This window comes from Mesorhizobium sp. M8A.F.Ca.ET.165.01.1.1, assembly GCF_004792065.1.
Taxonomy (GTDB): Bacteria; Pseudomonadota; Alphaproteobacteria; order Rhizobiales; family Rhizobiaceae; genus Mesorhizobium.
Genome location: NZ_SRTH01000005.1, coordinates 179311 through 201231, shown reverse-complemented (window position 1 = coordinate 201231; position 21921 = coordinate 179311). Strand labels below are relative to the sequence as shown.

Sequence of the window (21921 nt, the reverse complement as noted above, 5' to 3'; positions counted from 1 at the left end):
TCAGGCTCCCTTCATCACGATTGCCGCGTCCTGGACGGCGCGCACGATCTTGTCATAGCCGGTGCAGCGGCAGAGATTACCGGCCAGGCCGAAGCGGATTTCCTCCTCGGTCGGGTCGGGGTTCTTGGCCAAGAGGTCCTTGGCCGCGATCAGGAAACCGGGCGTGCAGATGCCGCATTGCAGTGCGGCATGCTCCAAAAACTTCTGCTGCAGCGGGTGCAGCTTGTCGCCATGCGCCATGCCCTCGACGGTCTCGATGCGGCGGCCTTCCGCTTCCGCGCCGAGCACCAGGCACGAACAGACCAGCCGGTCGTCGAGGATGACGCTGCAGGCGCCGCAGTCGCCCGTGCCGCAGCCTTCCTTTGCGCCGGTCAGCCCGAGCCGGTCGCGCAGCACGTCGAGCAGCGTCTCGTCGGGCTGGCAGAGATACTCAATCGTGTCGCCGTTGATCGTGGTTGAAACCGCTACGCCAGCCATCATTTGCCTCCTGCACGTGCATAGGCGGTCTGTGCGGCCCGCCCGGCCAGCACGCCCGCAACCTTGCGCCTGAATTCGATTGTGCCGCGCTTGTCGTCGATGGGGCGGCAGGCCCCGGCGCAGACCTTGGCCAGCCGCTCCAGCGCTGCTTCGTCGAGCTTGCGGCCGATCAGGGCCTCGGCCCCTTCTTCCACCAGAAGCACGGTCGGCGCCGCGGCGCCGATGGCCACGCGGGCCGCCGTCACGACGCCCGCCTCGTCCAGCGTCAGGTTGACGCCGGCGCTGACCACGGCGATGTCCATCTCCGTGCGCGGAATGAACCTGAGATAGGCATCGGCCGAGCGCGGCGCACGTTTGCCGAGCAGGATCGCCTCGATGATCTCGCCCTTGGCGAGCGATGTCCGGCCCGGTGCGGTCGGCACGGTCTCGACGGCAATGGTGCGCTTGCCCGACGGGCCGACGACCACTGCCTTCGCACCTGCCGCCACCAGCGCCGGCACGCTGTCGGCCGCCGGCGAGGCGTTGCACAGATTGCCAACAATCGTGCAGCGTCCCTGCACCTGCTTGGAGCCGATCAGCTTCGCCGCCTCGACGACGCCTGGCCACGCCTTCTTCAGCGCGGCGTTCTCGCCCAGCACGGCGCAAGGCACGGCGGCACCGATGCTGAAGCCCTCGGCGGTTTCCCTGATGTCGCGCAAGCCGGCGATGGACTTGATGTCGATGATCAGTTCGGGTTCGACAAAGCCGCCCTTCATCCTCACCAGGAGGTCACTGCCTCCGGCAAGGATGGCGGCCGGGCCGGCCGATCCGGCCAGTTGGCCGACGGCGTCTTCGATTGAAAGCGGACGTATGTAGCGCATCGTCTCCCCTTGGTATGGCGATTTCAGCGACCGTTATAAACAATCGTCTCATAATGACCATCCGGTTCGTAGGCCAAGGCGATTGGGCCAGCCGCCGCAGGCGCTGGTGCAACGGGTCTTGACCGCGCCTTGTTAGGCGCCGATCCTCCCGGCCAAAGGGAGGAGCTTCCGGTTAAGACCACACGCTGGACCCGTTCAAGGCGCTCTGCCCCAACCGCGTGAAATAACGGGTGCGAAGGTTTCTGGCCCGCCAAAGCCCGGAAGTTGGACCGTGGCCGGCACGGCCGTTTATCGCTAGCACGGGAATGCAGCGGAGGCCGAAAAGCATGACCCTGACCAATCGCGATATTGTCGAACTGACCGAATGGCGGCGCAAGCTGCACCGGCAGCCCGAAATCTCGAACGAGGAGGAGAAGACGGCGAAAGAGGTCGTCGCCTTCCTCGCCGACACAGGGCCGGACAAGGTGCTGACCGGGCTCGGCGGGCACGGCGTCGCGGCCGTCTACGACAGCGGCAAAAACGGACCGACCGTCCTGTTTCGTTCCGAACTCGACGCGCTGCCGATCGAGGAACTGTCGGGCGTGCCGCATGCCTCGCAAGTGCCTGGAAAATCTCATATGTGTGGCCATGACGGACACACGGCGATCCTGGCAGCCCTTGGCCGCCAGTTCGGCCGCGAGCGGCCGGCCAGCGGCCGCGTCGTGCTGATGTTCCAGCCGGCGGAGGAAACCGGCAATGGCGCGGCCGGCGTCGTCGCCGATCCGCGCTTCGGCGAGATCGCGCCGGATTTCGCCTTCTCGCTGCACAATCTGCCCGGCGTGCCGTTCGGCGAGGTCAGGCTCAAGCCCGGCGTGGTCAACTGCGCCTCGCGCGGCATGCGCATCGTGCTGGAAGGCAAGACCGCGCACTCCTCCATGCCCGAGACCGGCACCTCGCCCATGCCGGCGATATCGGAGCTGATGCCGGCTCTGCCGGCGCTCGGCCGCGCTACCTTCGCCGACGACGACTTCTCCATGATCACCGTCACCCATGCTGAGATGGGCGAAGCCGTTTTCGGCATCGCGCCTGCCCATGCCGAGGTCTGGGCGACGCTGCGCACCCGCCGCGACGAGCGCATGGCGGACCTCTGCGCCGCCGCCGAAACGCTAGTCAAGGAGATTGCCGGCCGGCACCGCCTCTCCGCCAGTTGGGACTATCACGAGATCTTCGTCGCCAGCGTCAACGCGCCCGACGCGGTCGAGCATCTGCGGCGCGCCCTCGACGAAGAGAGCGTCGCGCATGGCGAGGAAGCCCTGCCGATGCGCGCCTCGGAAGATTTCGGCCTGTTCGGCCACAGCGCCTCCTCGGCGATGTTCTTTCTCGGCGCCGGCGAACGCCACCCCGCCCTGCACAATCCCGACTATGACTTTCCCGACGACCTGATCCCGATCGGCTCGAAGATCTTCATGCGCACGGCGCGCAACCTTCTCGGCTGATTTCAGCGGAACCCGGCCAACACCGTGGCCAGCACCGCCACGCCCTGCCGCAAGGCATCCACGTGGAGCCCGGCATAGCCGAGGATGAACCCCGCCACGGCCGGCTGTGGCCCAGCCGGGTCGTAAAGCGGCGCCACCGGATGGAGGCCGATCCCGGCGGCCTGCGCGGCCGTGACGATCGAGGCGACGCGATCGGCGCCGACGCCGTTCACCCAGATGACCAGGTGCAGCCCGGTGCCGGCGCCCTCGATGGTGACCGATTGGCCGAGCTTGTCCGCCAGCGCCCGCAGCAGCAGCGCCCTTCGCTCGGCGTTCTTCCTGCGGATGGCGCGCACGTGGCGCTCGTAAGCGCCGCTGGCCAGCATGTCGGCCAGCGCGTCCTGTTCCAGCAGCGGCGAGTGCCGGTCCGTCAGGCGCTTGGCCGCGCTGAACGCCTGGCGCAGGCCGGCGGGAACGACGAGATAGCCGAGCCGCAGCGTCGGCGACAGCGTCTTGGACAGCGTGCCGGCATAGATGACCATATCCGCGTCCAGCGTCCGCAGCGGCGGGATGGGAGCGACGTCGTAGCGGTATTCGCCGTCGTAATCGTCCTCGATGACATAGGCGGCTTCCCGCGCCGCCCAGGCCAGCAGCGCGCGCCGGCGCGTCGCCGACAGGACGCCGCCGAGCGGAAACTGGTGCGAGGGCGTCACATAGGCGAGCCGCGCCGGCGGCAGCGCGTCCGTCCTCAGCCCGTCGCCGTCGACGGCAATGGGCGTGGCGACACCGCCCGCCGCCGCGAAGGCCTGGCGGGCAAGCAAATAGCCGGGGTTTTCGATGACGAAGCGGTCGCCCGTATCGAGCAGCAGCCGGGCGCAGAGATCGAGCCCTTGCTGCGAACCGTTGACGATCACGATCCGGTCCGGCGTGCAGGAGATGCCGCGCGCCCGCCAGAGATAGCCTTGCAGCGCGGCGCGCAGATCGGCCGAGCCCTGCGGATCGCCATAGGCCAGCCGCGCGCCGCGCCGCACGCTGGCCCTGTTCATCGCGCGCCGCCAGGCCAGAACCGGAAAGTCGGCGCCCGACAGATCGCCATAGCGGAAATCCGCAACCCGCGCCGGCTGCGCCAGGGCTGGCACCGGCAGGCCGAGCAGGCGTTGCGCGAAGGCCGAGAGGTGACGGGGCGCGGCCGCCATGGCGGGTTTGGGCGCCACCGTGGCCCCCAGCCCCTGGGCCACTTCAGCGCGCGCCCCGGCCCGCGAGATCAGGTACCCCTCGGCGATGAGCTGGCTGTAGGCCGCCGTCACCGTCGCGCGCGACGCCCCCCATTCGGCGGCGAAGACCCGGGTCGACGGCAGACGGTCGCCAGGCTGATAGGCGCCGCTGTGGATCTGCTCCTTGATGGCCGCGATGATGCGGCGCGCGGCTCCGTCCAACTGGACCACCTCAACTCTTCGAAACTGGATATTCCAACAGGCCAGATTGTCTGGCATCTGTGGCTGCAACGCAAGGAGTTCGACCATGTATACGCCGCCCGCTTTCCGCGATGACGACAGGGACAGCCTGATGGCGACGATCCGCGCCGCACGGCTGGCAAATCTGGTCACCGCCACGGCGGACGGACCGCTGGCCACCCCCCTGCCGCTTTTTCTCGCCGAGACGGAGGGTGAGCACGGCGTGATCCATGGCCATCTGGCCAGGGCCAACCCGCAGTGGCGCGTTCCCGCGATTGGCGACGGGCTTGCCATGTTCATGGGGCCGGACGCCTATGTGACGCCGTCCTGGTACGCGACCAAGCAGGAAACCGGCAAGGTCGTTCCGACCTGGAACTACGCGGCCGTTCACGCCTACGGGCCGGTCGAGTTCTTCGATGATGCGGACAGGCTGCTGGAGGTCGTCACCCGGCTGACCAACCTGCATGAGGGTGCACGCGATGCGCCGCAGTGGGCGGTGTCGGACGCGCCGCCCGACTTCATTCAGTCGCAGCTTCGCGGCATTGTCGGCCTGCGCATGCCGGTCGTGAGGCTCGAAGGCAAGCGCAAGATGAGCCAGAACCGCAACGCCGCCGACCGCGCCGGCGTCGCCGCCGGGCTGGCCGCCAGCGAGCGGCCGTCCGACCGCGAGGTCTCCACCCTCATCCCGTCGTGAAGGCACGACGCCTCGCCTCGATGCGGCGGCCCTCGCCCGCCGCCGTCAGGCGTCGATCCGGCCCGCGACCTGCTGTCTCCTATCAGCGCCCGCCGCCACCACGGGAAGCTCCGGCTTCCCTTGCCAGCACCAGGTCCGCGTCGTCGAGAACGTAGCGGACGTAGCGGTAGTCGCGAATGAAGCTGATCCGGCCTTCGCGCCATTCCAGCCACATGAAGTGATTGGGCTTCGCGGCGGTCCGGTCCTCGAACACCGCGATCACCTCGCGGCCCTCGACCCATGCGGGCCTGAGCCACAAGCCGTCGCTCTTGGCGTAGATCGTGAAGAACATGCCGACGTCGGCGGCGCCCGCGCGCGGCGGGTGCATCGACTGGTGGAGCCTCACGTCGGCAAGCAGCGCGCGCAAGCCCTCCCAGTCGCGCTGGTTGAACATGTTGACGTAGCGCACGATAGCGGCGGAGGCGATGCGCGCATCGGGACGCGGATCGGCCTGCGCGTTGATCCGCCGAAGCCGGGCACGGCCGCGCGCCAGATGCCCCTTCACCGCATCGACCGTGATGCCGAGCAAGGCGGCGATGTCGGCCAGCGGCTCGTCGAGCACATCCCTGAGGATGACGACGCTGCGTTGCGGCACGGGAAACTCCGCGAAGCGCGACACGGCGGTTTGCACGGCTTGCCTGCGCATCAGCATCTCCACCGGGTCGGCCTCGTCGGCAATTTCGAGCGCCGCCTCGATCGGCTCGGCCACGCGGATCGCGCGGCTGCGCAACAGGTCGAGCGCGCGGTTGTGGGCGATCCGGAACAGCCAGGGCCTCAGCTGCGGCACCTCGCACAACTCGTCGAGCGCCACGAAGGCCCGCGCGAACGTGTCCTGCACGACATCCTCGCCGTCGATGACCGATCCCATCAGCCGCGAACAGTAGCGGTGCAGCTCCGGCCGCAGCGCGGCGGCAAGGGCAAGCAGCCCCTCCCGCCGGTCGCGCTCCACGGCTGATTTTTCGTCGCTCAAGGACCAGCGCCCTCCATGATCGTCACGCCCGCGTCGCCGCTGAGGCCGAAGACGACGCCCTCGGCATAGGCCGGGTCCTCCAGCAGCGAGACGACCCTGTCGCCGAACGCCCGGGGCGGCATCGGCGCGCCGAAGCGGGCGACGAATTGTTCCGGCGTGATGCCGATCGAGCCGGCATAGGCGCCGGCGGCCGCATCGCCGATCCCGGTGCCGAGGATCATCTGCCGGGGCAGGATCGCCTGGAAGCGTATGCCGAGGCCTTTCTCTTGCGCCACGCCATTGGCGTATTTGGCCATGAACCACAGCATACGCTTGGAGCCGCCATAACCGCCCGACATCTGCGATCCGGTGACGGCGGCGCCGCTCGACCCGACCAGCACCCGGCTGCCCGGCTTGAGCGGCAGGTTCAGCGCCGCCTGCAGCCAGTAGAGCCCGGCCTTGACGTCGGTTTCCCAGGCGACGGAGAAATCCTCCCACTTCAATTGGTCCAGCCGCCCCATGCGCGGCGTCGCACCGGCGTTGAGCACCACTATGTCTGGGCGCACCTCGCCCAGAATGCGATAGGCCGCGTCCTCGTCCGTGACATCGGCCGCAATGGTGGCGACCCCAAGCCGCGCACCAACCGCTTCCAGCGCCTCGGCGCCCCGCGCGACAACGGTCACCTCGGCGCCCTGCCCGACCAGCGCTTCGACCAGGCCGAGGCCAAGCCCCCGGCTGCCGCCGGTGACCACGATTTTCCTGTCCTTGAGGCTCATTGGACCCTGCTCCAGTGTTTCACTGTAGCTAAGACGTTTGAGGGGCGGGAAAAGAGTCCGCGGTGCGCGAGATTTGGTGATGGCGTCTGGATATGACGCCGCCAATATGCGCCGAGAGCGGACTGTCTGATCTTGGCGCGGTGGGCGAATATCAGCCACTGTCAATCGCGAGATAGCCGTCGACGATGCCTGTGCTGCTGCCGTGCCGGTAGGCCAGCCCGCCTGTGATATCCGCAAGAAGGTGGCCAACGGCGGGCTGCTGGCCGCCAAGACTTTTGCGTTGTCGGACGAAGGCGCCATGCGATTGATAGTTTGCCACAGCGGCCGTCCTCCGCCTCTCTACGGGAACAGCTCGCGAACCGAGATCATCGATCGCCGCTCTTCGGTGCCGCGCCTGAACTTCGCCGCGATCACCTCCTCGAGCGAGATGCGCCGGCGTAGCGCCTCGAAGACGTCCATGCCGTCCATAAGGATGACGCGCTTTGCGTTGAAGGCGACTAGTCCTTGGTCCGTGAAGCCCGAATAGGAGACGAACAGGCCCCGTGTTCCCTCGAAGCCATCACCTGCTTTCTCCTGGAAGGAGCGCAAAGCGGCGGCATCCGTCTTGGCATTCGTCCACTTCGCCTCGATCAGATAAACAGAGCCTCGGTGCTCGAAGCTACCGTCGATCTGCTCGCCGATCTGCTTGAACGAGGCCCGCGCATCGAGTCCCCATGCATCGAACCATTTCTTCAAGAAGCGCTCGAACGCATAGCCACGCGCTTGGGCGGCCTCGTCCATCGCCGTCATGGCAATGAATTCTGCTTCGAGCGCCACCAGCTCGCCGGCCCTGGGCCCCTTGGGCACGGGTGATGTCGGCGCCGCCGGTGCTGGCTCGTCGAACCCCGCCGGCAACGGCTTGTAGCCGAGCTTGACCACCAGCGCGCTTAAGCGCGCCCGAGAGTTCAGGACGCTGTCCGTCTCATTATGATCGAGTCGATATGTCTCTCGGTATTCCCACAGCGCATGGAGCGCCCGAGCGACGTCGGCATTCGATGCTACTTCGAGGAATCCCCGAAACATCTTGCCCTTCGACCCACCGTGAATGGCGTAGCGGTCGTGGAAGATGTCGATGCCCAGGTCGCGTTGGAAGAACGAGCCAAACCGAGCGACACTGAAGTCTAGCACATTGCCGCTGTACATGCCGAAGATACTGTCTATCAGCTTCATGTCGGTCGTCGAGAGCTGCGCCATTATTGACCTCCTGATTCATGGGGCGCACTGTACAGGAGCGTTGGTTGTCGTGGAAAATTCCCTTCGGAACTACTCCCGGCCGAGATCGATCAGGCGGTCATCGCTAACTTGATGCTATTTGCGACGCTAGTGTCGACCCACCGCTGCGAACTGGGCCATCGCCGGTGATGACGACAATGACGTAAGGATTAGCTTGTTAACCCACGTAACGCTTCATCCACTCATCGAAATTTGCTAGGCAACTGCGGGGGGATTTGACTAATGAAACTTGTTCGTTTGCGTCTAAGCAATTTTCGCTCTTTCGGTACGACTGCCACCACCATCGATCTCGCTGACATGACTTTTATGCTGGGGCCTAATGGCTCGGGTAAGACTGCGGTTTTGCAGGCGCTGGCAAGAATGTTCAGCCTTGATCCAGGACAGCGGAAAATTCGAAAATCGGATTTTCACGTTCCACATAACGAGAAGGATCATCCCCTCGAGCGGCGGCTGTGGATCGAAGCGGATTTCGAGTTCCCAGAACTGCTCGTCGATGATGGTGCACCCAAACCGACTGTGCCCCTTGCCTTCGCCCATATGCAGCTTGTGGCACCAGAGGGACCAGTGCGGGTTCGCTTCCGGTTATCTGCGATCTTGGACCAGGATGGAGACGTCGAAGAAAATTTCACCACCGTGCAGAAGGTCGACGCCGATAGCCAGCCAGCGGCAGAAACACGAGTGGCAAAGCAGGAACGCAACAGCATTCAGGTCCACTATCTACCCGCTCGGCGAGATCCCGCCGACCATATCTCTTACTCAGCCAGCGCCCTGCTCGGGCGCGTTCTGAGGTCGGCGAATTGGGCAAAAGAACGCACGGCCGTCGACGGCCTCACCGAGCAGATCAGCACGGCATTGGCCGGCAATCCGGCAATGACCAGCGTAACACAGGCACTGTCAGGTTCGTGGACTGCGCTACATAGGGGAAGCCATTTCAACAGCCCATCGGTGTTCTTCGGCCGCAATGAGATCGAAGCTCTCCTGCGCCATATGAGTGTGGTTTTTGCCCCGGGGCATGAGGAAGAGAGCGTCGACTTTTCACGCCTTAGCGACGGACAGCAGTCGATTTTGTACCTATCGATTGTCCTAGGCGTTCACCGGCTCAATCAACGGGTCCTGGCAGGCGAGTTGAACGCCGAGTTCGATATCGACAAGCTCCGCCCCGCAGTGTTCACCCTTGTCGCAGTTGAAGAGCCAGAGAACAGCCTTTCGCCCCATTATCTTGGACGCGTTGTCGCCAGCCTGACCGAGTTCTCAAAGGGGCAGGATACGCAGGCGCTCCTTGCGACCCACTCGGCCTCGATTATGCGGCGAATTGATCCCAAAAGCGTACGCTACCTGCGTCTAGCGGCCGACCGCACTACCCAGGCGCGAACGATAGAATTGCCAGACAAGAAAAAGGACGGTGCCGCTTATAAGTTCGTTCGTGAGGCGGTTCAGGCTTATCCGGAAATCTATTTTTCGCGCTATGTCATCCTCGGCGAGGGGGACAGTGAAGAAGTCGTTCTGCCACGACTGATCAGCGCCGCTGGTACCAAGATTGACGACGCGTCAATCTCGATGGTGCCGCTCGGCGGCAGGCATGTGAACCACTTCTGGCGTCTCCTCCATGGCTTGGAGATACCGTTCGTAACGCTTCTTGATCTCGACCTTGCGCGCCATGGTGGCGGCTGGGGGCGCATCAAGTACGCCGCTCAGCAGCTGCTGGCTTATGGCGACAAGAAGATCACCGGCTTGACCCAGGAAAAGATCGACGAGATCGAAGCTTGGAATAGCGAGAAGCTGTTGCTCGCCAATGACGGTGGGTGGATCACCTGGCTGGAACAACGAGGAGTGTTTTTCTCCTCTCCGCTCGACCTAGACTTTGCCCTGATGACTGCGTACCCGACTGCGTTCGGAATGACCGCAGATCAGTTGGCGGCACCTACGAAGGCCATGCTCGACTCCGTTCTCGGCGAACATCACGGTGCGGAAGGCCAGTACAGCACTGAGCAGCTCTCCTATTTCGGGGCTTATCACAAGCGGTTCAAAGTCGGGAGCAAGCCGGTCTGGCATATTCGGGCGATGGCAGAGCTTGATGATGATGCGCTTGTCGCCTCCTTGCCGGACTCGCTTAGGCGGATGGTCGCTCACGCCTTGGCCGCCCTTCAGGCTATACCGGAATGATCCCCGTCGATCGCTGGAAACCGGCCGATGGCCTTATCCTCGAGCCGAATGCCCTCATCGCCGTCAAGACAATAGACCAGAATCTTGCCCTCACCGCAGGGCCGGGAGCCGGTAAGACGGAGGTACTGGCGCAGCGTGCTGACTTTCTGCTCCGCACTGCCACATGCCGATACCCGAACCGAATTCTCGCGATCGCGTTCAAGGTCGATGCAAGCCTTAATCTGAAGGATAGAGTCAGGCTGAGGTGCGGTCATGAACTGGCAAGTCGGTTCGATAGCTACACGTTTCATGGATTTGCAAAACGGATCATTGACCGGTTCCGTACGGCGCTGACGGGCGCCGACCAGCTCAACGCCGATTACAGCGTCGGCGGAAGGCGCGTGCAAGGTCAGTCCATTACCTTCAATGACATGGTGCCGCTCGCAACCACGATCGTGCAGACCAATTCATTCGCGCGGAATGCCATTCGCTACAGCTATGGCCACGTGTTCTTCGATGAGTTCCAGGACTGCACCGGAGAGCAGTACCAGTTCGTCAAGGCTTGCTTCGAAGCGTCAGCGGCAAAGCTAACCGCAGTGGGCGACACGCGACAACGGATCATGGGCTGGGCTGGCGCTCTCGATGGCATCTTCGAGCAATATGCGGTCGATTTCGGTGCATTGCCGCTTAATCTGTATCAAAACTTTCGCTCCAAGCCACGACTACGACGAATGCAGAATGCAATGGTTCGAAAGATGGACCCGGCAGCTGCAGTGGATGATGCTGCACTGCCCGGAGACGAAGGCGTCATCGACTTCATCCATGCTGATGATGCATCGCACGAAGCGGAACAGATCGCGGCGGCGATCAAAAGCCGGATTGACGATGATGGTGTCGCACCTTCTGACATCGCCGTCCTCGTCAGCCGTGATCAGCTGTACTTCTGCCAGCGGCTTCGTCTTGCTTTGCAGCAGAGCGGCATTCCTTTTCGTGAGGAAGACGGCATCCACGTATTTGCGAACGAGCCGATTGCTAAGGTCATTACCGACCTGCTCCTTGTCGCGGGCACGACAGCCAGTCCTGACGCCCACAAACGCCTCCTCAACACGTTAGTATACAACCAAGCCGCAGACGAGGAACAGGAGTATCGCGCTCGGTCGCGATGGACTAGATTTGTCGCGCACGTGCAAACCGCCATCGCGGAGGGGGCGATCGCCAACGGTGACCGTGACGGGCTGCGAAAGATTTTGGATGATCTTTTTGAAGTTGTCGGGCGCGACGCGATCGTCGCAATGTCGTCAGACTACGCCCAGGGGAGTCGGCTCGACGAGCTGGTTCAGGAAGCAGTGGACAGGCTGCATGAGCTTCTCAAGCAAGAGAAAAACATTGGCACTGCGCTGTCGGCATTCTCGGCCGACCGAGCAGTCCGCATCATGTCGATTCACAAAAGCAAAGGGCTCGAATTCGACACGGTCTATGTGATGGGCGTCGAGGCGGAAACATTCTGGGGTAATCCAGCAGACGAGAGATCTGCGTTCTTTGTTGCTATATCACGGGCAAGGGAACAATTAGTCCTGACAATGGCATCAGACAGAGAGAGACCCGACGACTGGCCCCGCTACCGATGGGATCGCGCCCGAACTGCCCATGTCGAGTTCCTCGAATATGCTGCGCAGTATAAGTGAACCTTGAACGTCGGTATCAGCGCCGATTTAACCGGGTCGAGGGTAAGACCGAGTCGGACAAAACAATGCCAACGCTTAAGGCTCGGCTGGAAGAAGCCGTCGGCGTGTGGCAAGTGCTGGAAGCCGAGATAGTCTCGAAAAGCAGCGCTACGACCTGACAACATCTTCAGGTACGCTCTAGACGCCGTAGCCACCAGAAGTAGACTGTCTGGAAGCCGCCCCAATGCGGCCGAAACTGATCGCTTGAGGCAATGGCAGCTTTCAGGAATCGCCGAGGCGGTCCGAATATCCGACATCAGGCGCATGGCAGCCTATGGCTTGGGGGCCGGCGGCGGACCGGCAGCTTCGAGGGCATGCCCAGTGGACGGTCCGCCGCACATATGCTCCATGGGCAAGGGACGAAGCGGTGGGGCAGAAGTGAAGCGCATTTTTCGATTGTTTGCCGCGGTGGTCATGGCGTCCGCCGTGGGCGGCTGCACCAGCATTTCCTATTACGCGCAATCGCTGGAGGGTCATGTGCGGATCATGGCCGCGCGCCAAGACGTCGGAAAACTGATCCAGGCCCCTTCGACCCCACAGGCCTTGCGCACCAGGTTGACGTCGGCGAGCGCGATCAGGCGGTTCGCCACGGACGAACTGGCGCTGCCCGACAACAGCAGCTACCGCAGCTATGTCGATATCCACCGGGATGCCGTGACCTGGGCCGTTTTCGCCGCCCCGCAATTTTCGCTCACGCCAACAACATGGTGCTTTCCGGTTTTCGGCTGCGTTCCCTATCGGGGTTATTTCGACCGGAAATCCGCGACGGAAAGCGCTGCAGCACTTCATGAACGGGGGCTGGACGTCTATGTCTCCGGCGTCACCGCCTATTCCACGCTGGGCTGGTCCAGTGACCCGCTGCTCAGCACCATGCTGCGTCAGGACGACACCTATCTCGCGAGCCTCATCTTTCATGAACTGGCGCATCAGCGCCTCTATGTGAATGGCGATTCCGCATTCAACGAGGCTTTCGCGGTTGCCGTCGAAACCACCGGCACAAGAAAATGGCTCCGCGCGGCCGGCGACCGCGCCGGCTTGCGCCGCTACGAAGCCGATCGCAGGCGCAGTGCCGACTTTCTCGCACTGGTGTCAAAAACCCGCGACGAGTTGAGGCAGGTCTATCAAAGCTCCCGTAGCCCCGAGGAGATGGCGGCTGAAAAGGCAGCCACGCTCGACAGGCTGCGGATGCGCTACCGGCAAACGCGCGACAAACGCTGGGCCGGATACCGGGGATACGACGCCTGGTTCGATGCCCCGATCAACAACGCAAAGCTCGCCGCGACTGCCGTCTACGGCGAACAGGTTCCGGCGTTTCTCCGCCTGTTCGACCTGTGCGCCGGCGATTATCCCAGGTTTTACGCATCCGTTCGACGGATCGCGGATTTGCGCCAACCTGCCCGCGCCGAAGCGCTCAAGGCCGCCGCCACCTGTGATTGATTTTAATAAGCGAACGCAATTGTTGAAGGGTTCCGCCTCGTTCTTGCTTTAGCGGTCGAGACCCCAAACATCTGGATGTCGTGCGAAATACTCGATCAGCATTTCGATGAGGACCCGGACTTTCCGTGTGGGGTGCCTACCCGGCGGCCGGACGACATACACGCCTGCCGAAGGCGGGGGATAGCGCGTCATCACCGCAACGAGTGCGCCGGAGGCCACATATTCGTGCGTGATGCAGTCGGGGAGCCAGGCGATGCCGAGTCCAGCCGCCGCGGCAGCGGCAAGCGCCGTAGCGTTGTCGGCCTTGAACCTGCCCTGCGGCTGAGCCGTGACAATCTTGTCGCCATCCACGAACTGCCAGGCTTCCGTTCCTTGCATGAGGGCCTGATGGTCGACGAGTTGCTCTACCTTCTCAGGTGAACCGTGCGCCTTGATGTAATCCGGGCTTGCGACAAGCTTTCCATAGATCGGCCCGACGCGCTTCGCGATCAGGTTGGAGTCCTGAAGGTAGCCAACCCGGATCGCGCAATCGAAACCTTCGGCGATCAGATCGACGAAGCGGTCGCTGTAGGAGCTATGGATGTGGAGTTGCGGGTGGTGTTGCGCCATTTCCGCAAGCACCGGAGCGAAGTGGGTCGGGCCGAAAGAAAGCGGCATGGCAACCCTCAGGCGGCCGCGCAGTTCTCCGGTTGGGAGGATCGTTTCCCTGGCCGTGTCGATCTCGGCGCTGGCGCGTGCCGCATGATCCCTGAACGTGATCCCCGCCTCCGTAAGCGCCGCACCCCGGGTCGTTCGTGCAAGAAGCTGAACGCCAAGTTCCGCTTCAACCCGAAAGAGCCGCCGACTGACGATTGACTTGGAAACGCCGAGCCGACGCGCGGCGGCCGATACGCCCCCTGCATCGGCCACTACGACGAATGTCTGTAGATCTTCAATGTCCATTCCGGCGTTCCTCATTTCGCAACACAGTATGCCTGACCATGGCACTACCGCATCACCAAGAGGAACAGCAAATTGCGTCCAGGCAACGCCGCCCGCTGGCGCATGTCTCCCGTGAACCCAGTGCCGTCCATGGCGGCAGAGAAAGGAAGTCTTGATGACCCCTCGCAACGGCCTTGATTCGCTTCTTCGTCCTGAAGACTCGGTCCTCGTTCTGATCGATCACCAACCTTATCAGCTCGCAAACCTGAACAGCCACGATCCGCACATGGTGGTCAACAACACGACCGCGCTGGCGAAGCTGGCAAAAGCCTTCAATGTTCCGGCCATTCTCACCAGCGTGATCGCGGCGCGCGGTGGACTTCTCTTTAAGCAGATCACCGACGTATTTCCGGACCAGGAAGTCGTCGATCGCACCTGGGTGAATACCTGGCAGGACGAGAATGTGGTGAACGTCGTCAAGGCGACCGGCCGCAAGCAGCTGATCATCGCCGGCCTGTGGACCGAGGTCTGCGTCGCAATGCCGGTGATCCAGGCCGCCGGTGAAGGCTGGGACGTGACCGTGATCACCGACGCGTCGGGCGGCATTTCGAAGGAGTCTCACGAAGTTGCCATCCAGCGGATGATCGCGGCCGGCGCGAACGTGATGACCGTGATGGCGCTCGCTGGCGAATGGCAACGCGATTGGGCGCGCACCGAGCATGTCGAGGATCTGACCGAGATACTCATCCAGCACTTCGGCGGCAGCGGCATCGCGTATCTTTGGGAGCAGCAGCTTCTCAATACGCCTGTGCCGAGCGCCAAGGGCTGAGCTGAATAGGGATGACGAGCATTCGGGGCGATGCGTCGCAAGGGAGTTGAATACGTATCGGGTCTCGTCATCCCACGCCGCCTCGCCAGCCTCACCGCACTGGCTTTCGGCGGCGGCGCCGGGCACTGATCGCCTTGACTGGTGATCTTGTCGCGGCGGATATGCGCTCGACGCCGGCACCTCGTCCAGCTGGTCCATGGGCCAGTGCTTGCGAGGCGCGGACGGATGCTGGCCGGCATCATTTTCGTGGCCTTTGAGGCGCCGGTGATCTGATCTGCCCTGAACCGCGGAAAGCCCACGCGATCCAGGGATCATCCCTCGGCGGATGCCTCAAAGCCTAGCAGCCTGGCATCGCATCGCCCGCCAACAGTGACGTTCCGACGTCTGCGTCGAGCACGAAGCGCTCGCAGTGCTCGCCGTCGGACTCATCGATGAAGCTCTCGACATGGTCGAAGCCGAGCTTCGCCAGGATCCGCAGCGACGCGACGTTGCGCGTCGCCGCCTCGGCCGTCACCCGTTCGAGCGCGAGGGTTTCGAAGGCGTAGCGAAGCACTTCGCGCGCGGCCTCGCTGCCCAGCCCCTGCCCCCAATGCGCGCGCCCGAGCACAAATCCCAATGCGGCCGCCTTGGCGTCGGTTGCGAAGGACAGGGTGATCGTCCCGATCGCATCCGACACACCTGCCTGGTCTATCGCCCATTTGATCGCCTTGCCGTCGGCGAACCGCTGACGCGAAAGCGCCAGCCACCGCGCGCCCGCGCTCATGTCGTCGGGAACGGGATCGCCGGCAAGGGAGGCGGATTCGACATCGGTGGCGCGCGCGAACCATGCCGGGATATCCCGTTCGCCCGGCGCCCGAAGCACGAGCCTTGGTGTCGTGAGCCTGGGAACTGCTTTCATGGAGGCATTTTCGGCCCGAGGCGGCGCCAATGCAATGGCACTGGCAGGGCTCGGCTACAGCCAGGCAACGCCGGCCCAATCGCCTCTTCATCAATGCTTCACCATAGCGGCAACGGTGACGGAACCTTCCTGATCGCGGCGGACTTCTGGAGGCATTCTGAGCTCGATTGAAGAGGTCCCCGCATGAGAGTCACCGCAGCAGGCATCGACCGCATCAAGATCGGCAATGCCGACGCGAGCGGCCAAGGCGCGCATTTCGTCGTCTGGCTTTATCTTCAGGTCGACGAAGAGGGGACACAAACCGGTCAGGAACTGGTGGTGTCGGTGCCGTACGATGCGCGGATGACGTTCGACGACCTCGCGACTCAGGCTTTCGAGAAGGCACACGCCATGCTTCGAGCCTGCTGCGAGGTGGATGAGGCGATGTGGTGGAAGCAGTTCAACCGCAGCCTGGCGCCGCTGCCCGAATGGACGCCCGGCGCCCAGTAGTTGGCGAACCCCGAACCAACAATGGACGCTGCCTGGCGTGCGGCAGTCCGTGTCAGGTCGAACGCCGACATTGTTCGCGGCTACACGCCACGCCGAGCCAGACCGGCGCGGATTTCATCTTTGGCGCGGAACCCAGCCCCTCACCCTCGCCGTTCTCAGCCTGCGCCAGCACGCTGAGCAGCTGGCTCGTATTGTCGATCGAGAACTGCATGCGTTCGCTCGCCCAGACCGTTTCGGAATAGGAGGTCGGCGTGCCTTTCATGTCCACATCGACTTTTTTCGTCAGCATCACCGGCTCGGTCTCCGGTTGCGCGAGCCGTCGCGCCTCCTCCTTGGTCGGCAGCCGCTCGATGATGTCGGTGCGCAGCCTTATGTAGTCGGTGACGCCATATTCGGCGAGGATGACGCTGACGCTGTGGCCCTTGCTTCTCAAGGCCGCGGCAACGTCCGTCTCGTTCCGTCACATCTTGCGGATATCTCCGGTGGCAGCACGACGGGCCGGCCTGTTTGTCCTACACAACCCTGTCACCAAGCCAAGTTATCCGGTCATCAGAAATGAAACATTCAAATGCACGCCTTGAAACCGCCTGGCCGGAGGGCGATCCGGAAATGCGGAATGTTGTTTTCGGAGACGACCATGCTTGAACGGGCAGACAAGGCCGCACCCCACCGCGGGGACGAACCGATGGAGCGGCGGAACATGTGGCTGAGTGAATTCCAGATTGTCCTGCGCGACCGTGTCATTGCCAATGGCGCCGTCAGGGTCGAAGACGGCCGGATCGCCGAGATCCGCGACCAGCCTGTCGAGAACGCCGACTTCACCGGCGGCGGCCGCCTGCTGCTGCCTGGTTTCATCGACATGCATGGCGACATGGTTGAGCGCGAAGTGGAGCCGCGCAGCGGTGTCCACGTGCCGATGGAAATCGGCATCGCCGAACTCGACAAGCGGCTGGCCTCCTGCGGCGTGACCACAGCCTATGCCGCGCTTTCCTTCATCGGCAACAGCGCCACCGCGGCTTTGCTGCGCTCGGAAGAACACACATCTTCCATCATCCAGACCATCACCGGGCTGAAGGACGACCTTCTGGTCGACCACCGCATCCACGCCCGTTTCGAGGTGACGTTCACCGCGGCTGTCGGCGTGCTGGAAAGACTGATGGATGCCGGCAAGCTGCACCTGGTCTCACTGATGGATCACACGCCCGGACAGGGACAGTACCGCGACGTCGAACTGTATATCGCCCGCCTGGCCAAGGAGCGCGGCATGTCCATTGCCGACGTCTCCGAGGTCGTCGGCAAGCGCATGGCCGATCGCAACGGGCATGGCGGTGTGCTCGGCACGCTGCAAAGCCTGTCGGCGTTTGCCCGCGCCCGCGGCATCGTGCTCGCCTCGCACGACGACGACACACTGGAAAAGGTGGAATTCGTCCACGGCCTGGGAACCGTGCTCAGCGAATTCCCGGTGACCCTGGAGGCGGCGCGGGAAGCCCGCCGGCTGGGCATGTATACGGCCATGGGCGCGCCCAACGCGTTGCGCGGAGAATCCTATTCGGGCAATCTTTCCGCCCGCCAGGCCTATCAGGCCGGGCTGCTCGACATGCTGGCCAGCGACTATCACCCGGCCTCGATCCTGCCCGCCGTGCTCGGCCTGGCGCAGTTGCGCGAGGATGGCCTGGCAGCGGCTGCGGCGCTGACCAGCGCCAACCCGGCCAAGGCATTGGGCCTGGCCGACCGTGGCGCCATCGAGCCTGGACTCCTGGCCGATCTCGTCGTCGCCGATGTCAGCCCCGTGGCCCGCGTGCGCGCCACCTTCCGTGCCGGCCGCATGATTTATGGCGACGGCACGCTGGCGCCGGCGCGCAAGGCGGAACGCTTTCAGGAGGTGGCGACCCACCCGTATCTGCAGGCCTAGAGCAATCGCCAAGAAAGGTGCGGGCTGCTTATCGTTCCCTGAGACGGTGAACCATCCTAAAGATCGAGCGCCACCATCATTCCGCGCACCTCCGCCATTTCCAGCAACAGATCCTGCAGCCTATCGATGGCCAGCGCCGCGCCGGCTGCCGCCGGCAGTTCCGCGATACTCTCCTTCATCGAAATGACGGCGACCCCGGTTCTCTCGGAAAGCAGCCGTGCGATGGCCGTGCGGACAAGCGCGTTCTGTTCAGGCATGATTCCCCTTTCATGCTGTGATGACGGCACCATTTTCTTTCATGTTATATGCCAGCCGCAACTTATGCGAGCGTTCATTCACGCTTGCAAGTCGTCTTGTCGATCATCCCGGCAGGATCGGCAGCCGCTCAGCAGCGAGAGCGACGGCATCCCGCTGTCATCGGGCTCCATGGCGGCGAGCAGAGCCAGAGGCACTTCGTGCCGGTAAAGACCGATGAAAGGCCTGCCTCCCACTGTTACAGGCAGTTCGGTCGATCTGTCGAAAATGGAATACGTGCCTGTCGGCTCGTTCAGTATCTCGAAACGGTACAATGCAAACCTCACCCTCCCCCCCGGGAGCCTTGTAACGCGCGCGCCCATCAGAGGTTGCATCAAAAATCGATTTTTTCGAGGACCGCGTGCCGCTGACCTGAAAGGCAGGAACAACAGGCTCGGCAAAGACCTCTGATTGGCTCTTGCCGAAGCCGGCGGCCTCGCTCATCCATGGCGTACGGACAACAGCCTGGGACCCGCGATGACCGACGCCAGCCTTCACCTCGTCGAAGCGACGATCGACCAACTGCGCCAGGCGCTCGACGAGGGCACGGTCACCAGCGTCGAACTCGTCGCGGCCTATGTCAGGCGCATCGCCCATTTCGACCGGCACGGCATCAGCCTCAACGCCGTGCCTGTGCTCAACCCTGATATGTTCGAGGAAGCCGCCGCTTCCGACCAGCGGCGCCGGCAAGGTAAGACGCTCGGGCCCCTCGACGGCATCCCCTACACCGCCAAGGACAGCTACAAGGTCAAGGGGCTGACGGTGGCGGCCGGCTCGCCCGCCTTCGAGCATCTCGTCGCCAATGAAGACGCCTTCACCATCGCGCGGCTGCGGGCCGGCGGCGCGGTGCTGATCGGCCTGACCAACATGCCGCCTATGGCCAATGGCGGCATGCAGCGCGGCGTCTATGGCCGCGCCGAAAGCCCGTACAATGCCGACTACCTGACCGCCGCCTTCGCGTCGGGCTCCTCCAATGGCTCGGGCACCGCGACGGCGGCGAGTTTCTGCGCCTTCGGGCTTGGCGAGGAGACCTGGTCGTCCGGCCGCGCGCCGGCCACCAACAACGCGCTGGTCGCCTACACGCCCTCGCGCGGGGTGATTTCGGTGCGCGGCAACTGGCCCTTGGTGCCGACCATGGATGTCGTGGTGCCGCACACGCGCAGCGTGCCCGACATGCTGGAACTGCTTGATGTCATCGTCGCCGATGATCCGGAAACCAGAGGCGATTTCTGGCGCGCGCAGCCCTGGATCAAACTGCCGAAAAGTTCCGAGTTGCGCCCACCGCGTTACACCGATGTGGCGCTGGAGGGGTCGCTCAAGGGCAAACGGCTCGGCGTGCCCGGAATGTATATCGGCCGCGACAGCGAGGCCGACCGGCCGATCGAAACCCGGGCCTCGGTGCTTGATCTATGGGAGCAGGCGGCAACGGATCTGCGTCGGCTCGGCGCCGAATTGGTCGAGGTCGATTTTCCCGTTGTCTCCAATTACGAGCGCGACCGCCCGGGCGCACGAACCATGGTCGAGCGCGGACTGGTGCCGGCGGACTTCGCCGACCGCGAAATCTGGGACCTCTGCATCTGGGCCTGGGACGATTTCCTGCGCGCCAATGCCGACCCTGCCTTGCCCGATCTCGCCTCTGTCGACGGCCCGAAAATCTTTCCGCAGCCGCCAGGCACCTTGCCGGACCGCTATGAAGGCGGCTTCGACCTGGCGGACTATGTCGAGCGGGCGAAGTCCGGCGTCACGCCCTTCAAGGACATCCCGACCATGGCAGACGGGTTGAAGGGACTTGAGGCGACGCGGCGCATCGATTTCGAGGACTGGCTGGACGCCAATCGCCTCGATGCCGTGGTGCTGCCGGCCGCCGCCGATGTCGGCCCGGCCGACGCCGACGTCAACGAGGCCTCCGCCGCGCTCGCCTGGCGCAACGGCACCTGGGTCGCCAACGGCAATCTGGTCTGGCGCCATTTCGGCATCCCGACCGTCACCGTGCCGATGGGCACCATGGCCGACATCGGCATGCCGGTCGGCCTGACCTTCGCCGGCAAGGCCTATGACGACGAAAGGCTGCTGCGTATGGCCGGCGATTACGAGCGCTCCACGCAGCGTCGCACGCGTCCGCCGCGCACGCCTGAACTGGCCGATGATGTGTTTTCGAGCCGGCCCAACCGGGCTGGCGACGCCAAAGCACCTCCGCTTGCCATCGCGTTTGCTGCCGAGATGCGTTCTTCCCGCGATCAGGACGAAATCACCATCACGCTTGATCTGCCCGGCGACGCAGAGGCGCAGAACGCCAGCGTCAAGCTGCATGTCAACGGAGACGCCGTCGCGATGCAACGAAGCGGGACGCGCTTCATCGGGCGTGCGCTCGTTCCGGCCGCCGAGCACCAGCGCCTCCATAGCCCCTGGCGCGGCGCGTATGGCTCGATCGTGACGGCGGTGGTGCGGCTGGAGGATGGACGCACCGCAGGCGCCTATGCGGTTACGGGTGGGATTGGGTAGCGAAGTAGTGAAAAGCGCAACGTCCACCGTCGAGTTCTGTCACGCCCCCCTTTGTCCTGCCGGACAGAGGGGGGCGCCGTAGAGCGCCACCGTTGCCGCTACCCCCGCGCGGCCCACAGCAAGCCGCGCTCCACCATCAGTGCCATTTCCGGCACCGCGAACTCATCCGCGATGTGGCCGAGGGAACTGTAAAAGACCTTGCCCGCGCCATACCGGCGCTTCCAGACGACCGGCATGACGACACCGTCGATGCCGGGGAAGTGCGCGTCGGTGAAGGTGGTCGTCGCCAGCACCTCGTTTCCCGGGTCGACATGCATGTAATATTGCTCCGACCTATAGGCGAAATCACTGACGCCTTTCGTGATCGGATCGTCCGGCCGGGTGATGACGACGGTATAGTCGATGATGTCGCCGGGGTGCGCGACCCACTGGCCGCCGGTCATGAACTGATAGTCGGGCTCATTGCGAAAGCTGTCGCCCATCGTGCCGTGGAAGCCGCCGAGCCCACTCCCTTGGCGAACGGCCTGCGTCAAGTTCTTCAGCTCGGCCTTTTCGATCGTCGACATGGTGATGACAGGCACGATGAGATCGAACGAGGCAAGGTCCGGGTCGGCGAACATCGCCGTGCCGTGGCCGATCGTCACCGCGAACCCGTTGCGCTCCAGCATGTCGCGCACGACATTGGCGCTGCGCTCAGGCGTGTGGCCTTCCCAGCCGCCCCAGGCAATCAACGCCTTCTTCGCCATACCGTGAACCTCCGTGAACCGCCCGCCATGGCGGATGGTTACACGGCGCGGC

At 63.8% G+C, this 21921-nt stretch carries 20 protein-coding genes; 9 read left to right on the top strand and 11 right to left on the bottom strand.

The features are described 5' to 3' along the window. Both EN808_RS16780 and EN808_RS16775 read right to left on the bottom strand, forming a co-directional pair. On the bottom strand, positions 1–477 hold the full coding sequence (locus EN808_RS16780; RefSeq protein ID WP_127277000.1) for a (2Fe-2S)-binding protein: 477 nt from the start codon (positions 475–477) through the stop codon (positions 1–3). Next, positions 477–1337 (bottom strand): xanthine dehydrogenase family protein subunit M, encoded by an 861-nt coding sequence (locus tag EN808_RS16775; RefSeq protein ID WP_135916421.1) that lies wholly within the window; start codon positions 1335–1337, stop codon positions 477–479. The genes EN808_RS16780 and EN808_RS16775 overlap by 1 nt, the downstream gene beginning before the upstream one ends. Before the next feature lie 326 nt (positions 1338–1663). Between EN808_RS16775 and EN808_RS16770 the strand changes: the two genes are divergently transcribed. Next, entirely contained in the window at positions 1664–2812 is a 1149-nt protein-coding gene (locus EN808_RS16770; protein ID WP_135916420.1) for an amidohydrolase, read from the top strand. 2 nt (positions 2813–2814) lie between these two features. On the opposite strand, the gene EN808_RS16765 is transcribed toward EN808_RS16770, so the two are convergent. After that, on the bottom strand, positions 2815–4236 hold the full coding sequence (locus EN808_RS16765) for a PLP-dependent aminotransferase family protein (RefSeq protein ID WP_245525086.1): 1422 nt from the start codon (positions 4234–4236) through the stop codon (positions 2815–2817). A 76-nt stretch (positions 4237–4312) separates the two neighbouring features. Here EN808_RS16765 and EN808_RS16760 point away from each other — a divergent pair, with 76 nt between their 5' ends. Further along, positions 4313–4939, top strand: a complete 627-nt coding sequence (locus EN808_RS16760; RefSeq protein ID WP_135916418.1) for an FMN-binding negative transcriptional regulator — start codon at positions 4313–4315, stop codon at positions 4937–4939. A gap of 82 nt (positions 4940–5021) precedes the next feature. Here EN808_RS16760 and EN808_RS16755 read toward each other — a convergent pair whose 3' ends face one another. From EN808_RS16755 to EN808_RS16745, 3 genes are all read right to left on the bottom strand, one after another. Next, a complete protein-coding gene (locus EN808_RS16755; protein ID WP_135916417.1) occupies positions 5022–5948 on the bottom strand; it encodes a sigma-70 family RNA polymerase sigma factor in 927 nt (308 codons plus the stop codon). Further along, positions 5945–6703 (bottom strand): SDR family oxidoreductase, encoded by a 759-nt coding sequence (locus EN808_RS16750; protein ID WP_135916416.1) that lies wholly within the window; start codon positions 6701–6703, stop codon positions 5945–5947. The genes EN808_RS16755 and EN808_RS16750 overlap by 4 nt, the downstream gene beginning before the upstream one ends. Before the next feature lie 339 nt (positions 6704–7042). Next, a complete protein-coding gene (locus EN808_RS16745; protein ID WP_135916415.1) occupies positions 7043–7936 on the bottom strand; it encodes a restriction endonuclease in 894 nt (297 codons plus the stop codon). A 261-nt stretch (positions 7937–8197) separates the two neighbouring features. Between EN808_RS16745 and EN808_RS16740 the strand changes: the two genes are divergently transcribed. From EN808_RS16740 to EN808_RS16730, 3 genes are all read left to right on the top strand, one after another. Beyond that, positions 8198–10138 carry an AAA family ATPase gene (locus tag EN808_RS16740; RefSeq protein WP_135916414.1) on the top strand — a complete coding sequence of 647 codons (1941 nt, stop codon included), beginning with the start codon at positions 8198–8200 and terminating at the stop codon, positions 10136–10138. Next, on the top strand, positions 10135–11802 hold the full coding sequence (locus EN808_RS16735) for an ATP-dependent helicase (RefSeq protein WP_135916413.1): 1668 nt from the start codon (positions 10135–10137) through the stop codon (positions 11800–11802). The genes EN808_RS16740 and EN808_RS16735 overlap by 4 nt, the downstream gene beginning before the upstream one ends. Positions 11803–12255: 453 nt before the next feature. Further along, positions 12256–13278, top strand: a complete 1023-nt coding sequence (locus tag EN808_RS16730) for an aminopeptidase (protein WP_135916534.1) — start codon at positions 12256–12258, stop codon at positions 13276–13278. A gap of 48 nt (positions 13279–13326) precedes the next feature. Here EN808_RS16730 and EN808_RS16725 read toward each other — a convergent pair whose 3' ends face one another. Beyond that, positions 13327–14220: a LysR family transcriptional regulator gene (locus EN808_RS16725; protein WP_127277014.1), complete on the bottom strand. Its 894-nt coding sequence runs from the start codon at positions 14218–14220 to the stop codon at positions 13327–13329. A 154-nt stretch (positions 14221–14374) separates the two neighbouring features. Between EN808_RS16725 and EN808_RS16720 the strand changes: the two genes are divergently transcribed. Continuing rightward, positions 14375–15028 carry a hydrolase gene (locus EN808_RS16720; protein ID WP_135916412.1) on the top strand — a complete coding sequence of 218 codons (654 nt, stop codon included), beginning with the start codon at positions 14375–14377 and terminating at the stop codon, positions 15026–15028. Positions 15029–15365: 337 nt separating this feature from the next. Here EN808_RS16720 and EN808_RS16715 read toward each other — a convergent pair whose 3' ends face one another. After that, the gene (locus EN808_RS16715; RefSeq protein ID WP_245525085.1) at positions 15366–15890 is read right to left on the bottom strand and encodes a GNAT family N-acetyltransferase; all 525 of its coding nucleotides are present in this window, start codon (positions 15888–15890) and stop codon (positions 15366–15368) included. A gap of 219 nt (positions 15891–16109) precedes the next feature. On the opposite strand from EN808_RS16715, the gene EN808_RS16710 reads away from it, so the two are divergent. Continuing rightward, positions 16110–16415 (top strand): hypothetical protein, encoded by a 306-nt coding sequence (locus tag EN808_RS16710; protein ID WP_135916411.1) that lies wholly within the window; start codon positions 16110–16112, stop codon positions 16413–16415. Between the two features lie 52 nt (positions 16416–16467). On the opposite strand, the gene EN808_RS16705 is transcribed toward EN808_RS16710, so the two are convergent. Next, the gene (locus tag EN808_RS16705; protein ID WP_127280058.1) at positions 16468–16848 is read right to left on the bottom strand and encodes a UTRA domain-containing protein; all 381 of its coding nucleotides are present in this window, start codon (positions 16846–16848) and stop codon (positions 16468–16470) included. A gap of 267 nt (positions 16849–17115) precedes the next feature. Here EN808_RS16705 and EN808_RS16700 point away from each other — a divergent pair, with 267 nt between their 5' ends. Further along, complete coding sequence (locus EN808_RS16700) at positions 17116–18327, top strand: alpha-D-ribose 1-methylphosphonate 5-triphosphate diphosphatase (protein WP_135916533.1); 1212 nt, start codon at positions 17116–17118, stop codon at positions 18325–18327. 56 nt (positions 18328–18383) lie between these two features. Here the strand turns inward: EN808_RS16700 and EN808_RS16695 are convergent, their stop codons facing one another. Then, positions 18384–18584 carry a hypothetical protein gene (locus tag EN808_RS16695; RefSeq protein WP_135916410.1) on the bottom strand — a complete coding sequence of 67 codons (201 nt, stop codon included), beginning with the start codon at positions 18582–18584 and terminating at the stop codon, positions 18384–18386. 514 nt (positions 18585–19098) lie between these two features. Between EN808_RS16695 and EN808_RS16685 the strand changes: the two genes are divergently transcribed. After that, the gene (locus tag EN808_RS16685; RefSeq protein WP_135916408.1) at positions 19099–21123 is read left to right on the top strand and encodes an amidase; all 2025 of its coding nucleotides are present in this window, start codon (positions 19099–19101) and stop codon (positions 21121–21123) included. Positions 21124–21221: 98 nt separating this feature from the next. On the opposite strand, the gene EN808_RS16680 is transcribed toward EN808_RS16685, so the two are convergent. Continuing rightward, positions 21222–21869 carry a ThuA domain-containing protein gene (locus EN808_RS16680; RefSeq protein WP_135916407.1) on the bottom strand — a complete coding sequence of 216 codons (648 nt, stop codon included), beginning with the start codon at positions 21867–21869 and terminating at the stop codon, positions 21222–21224. Positions 21870–21921 lie beyond the last annotated feature (52 nt).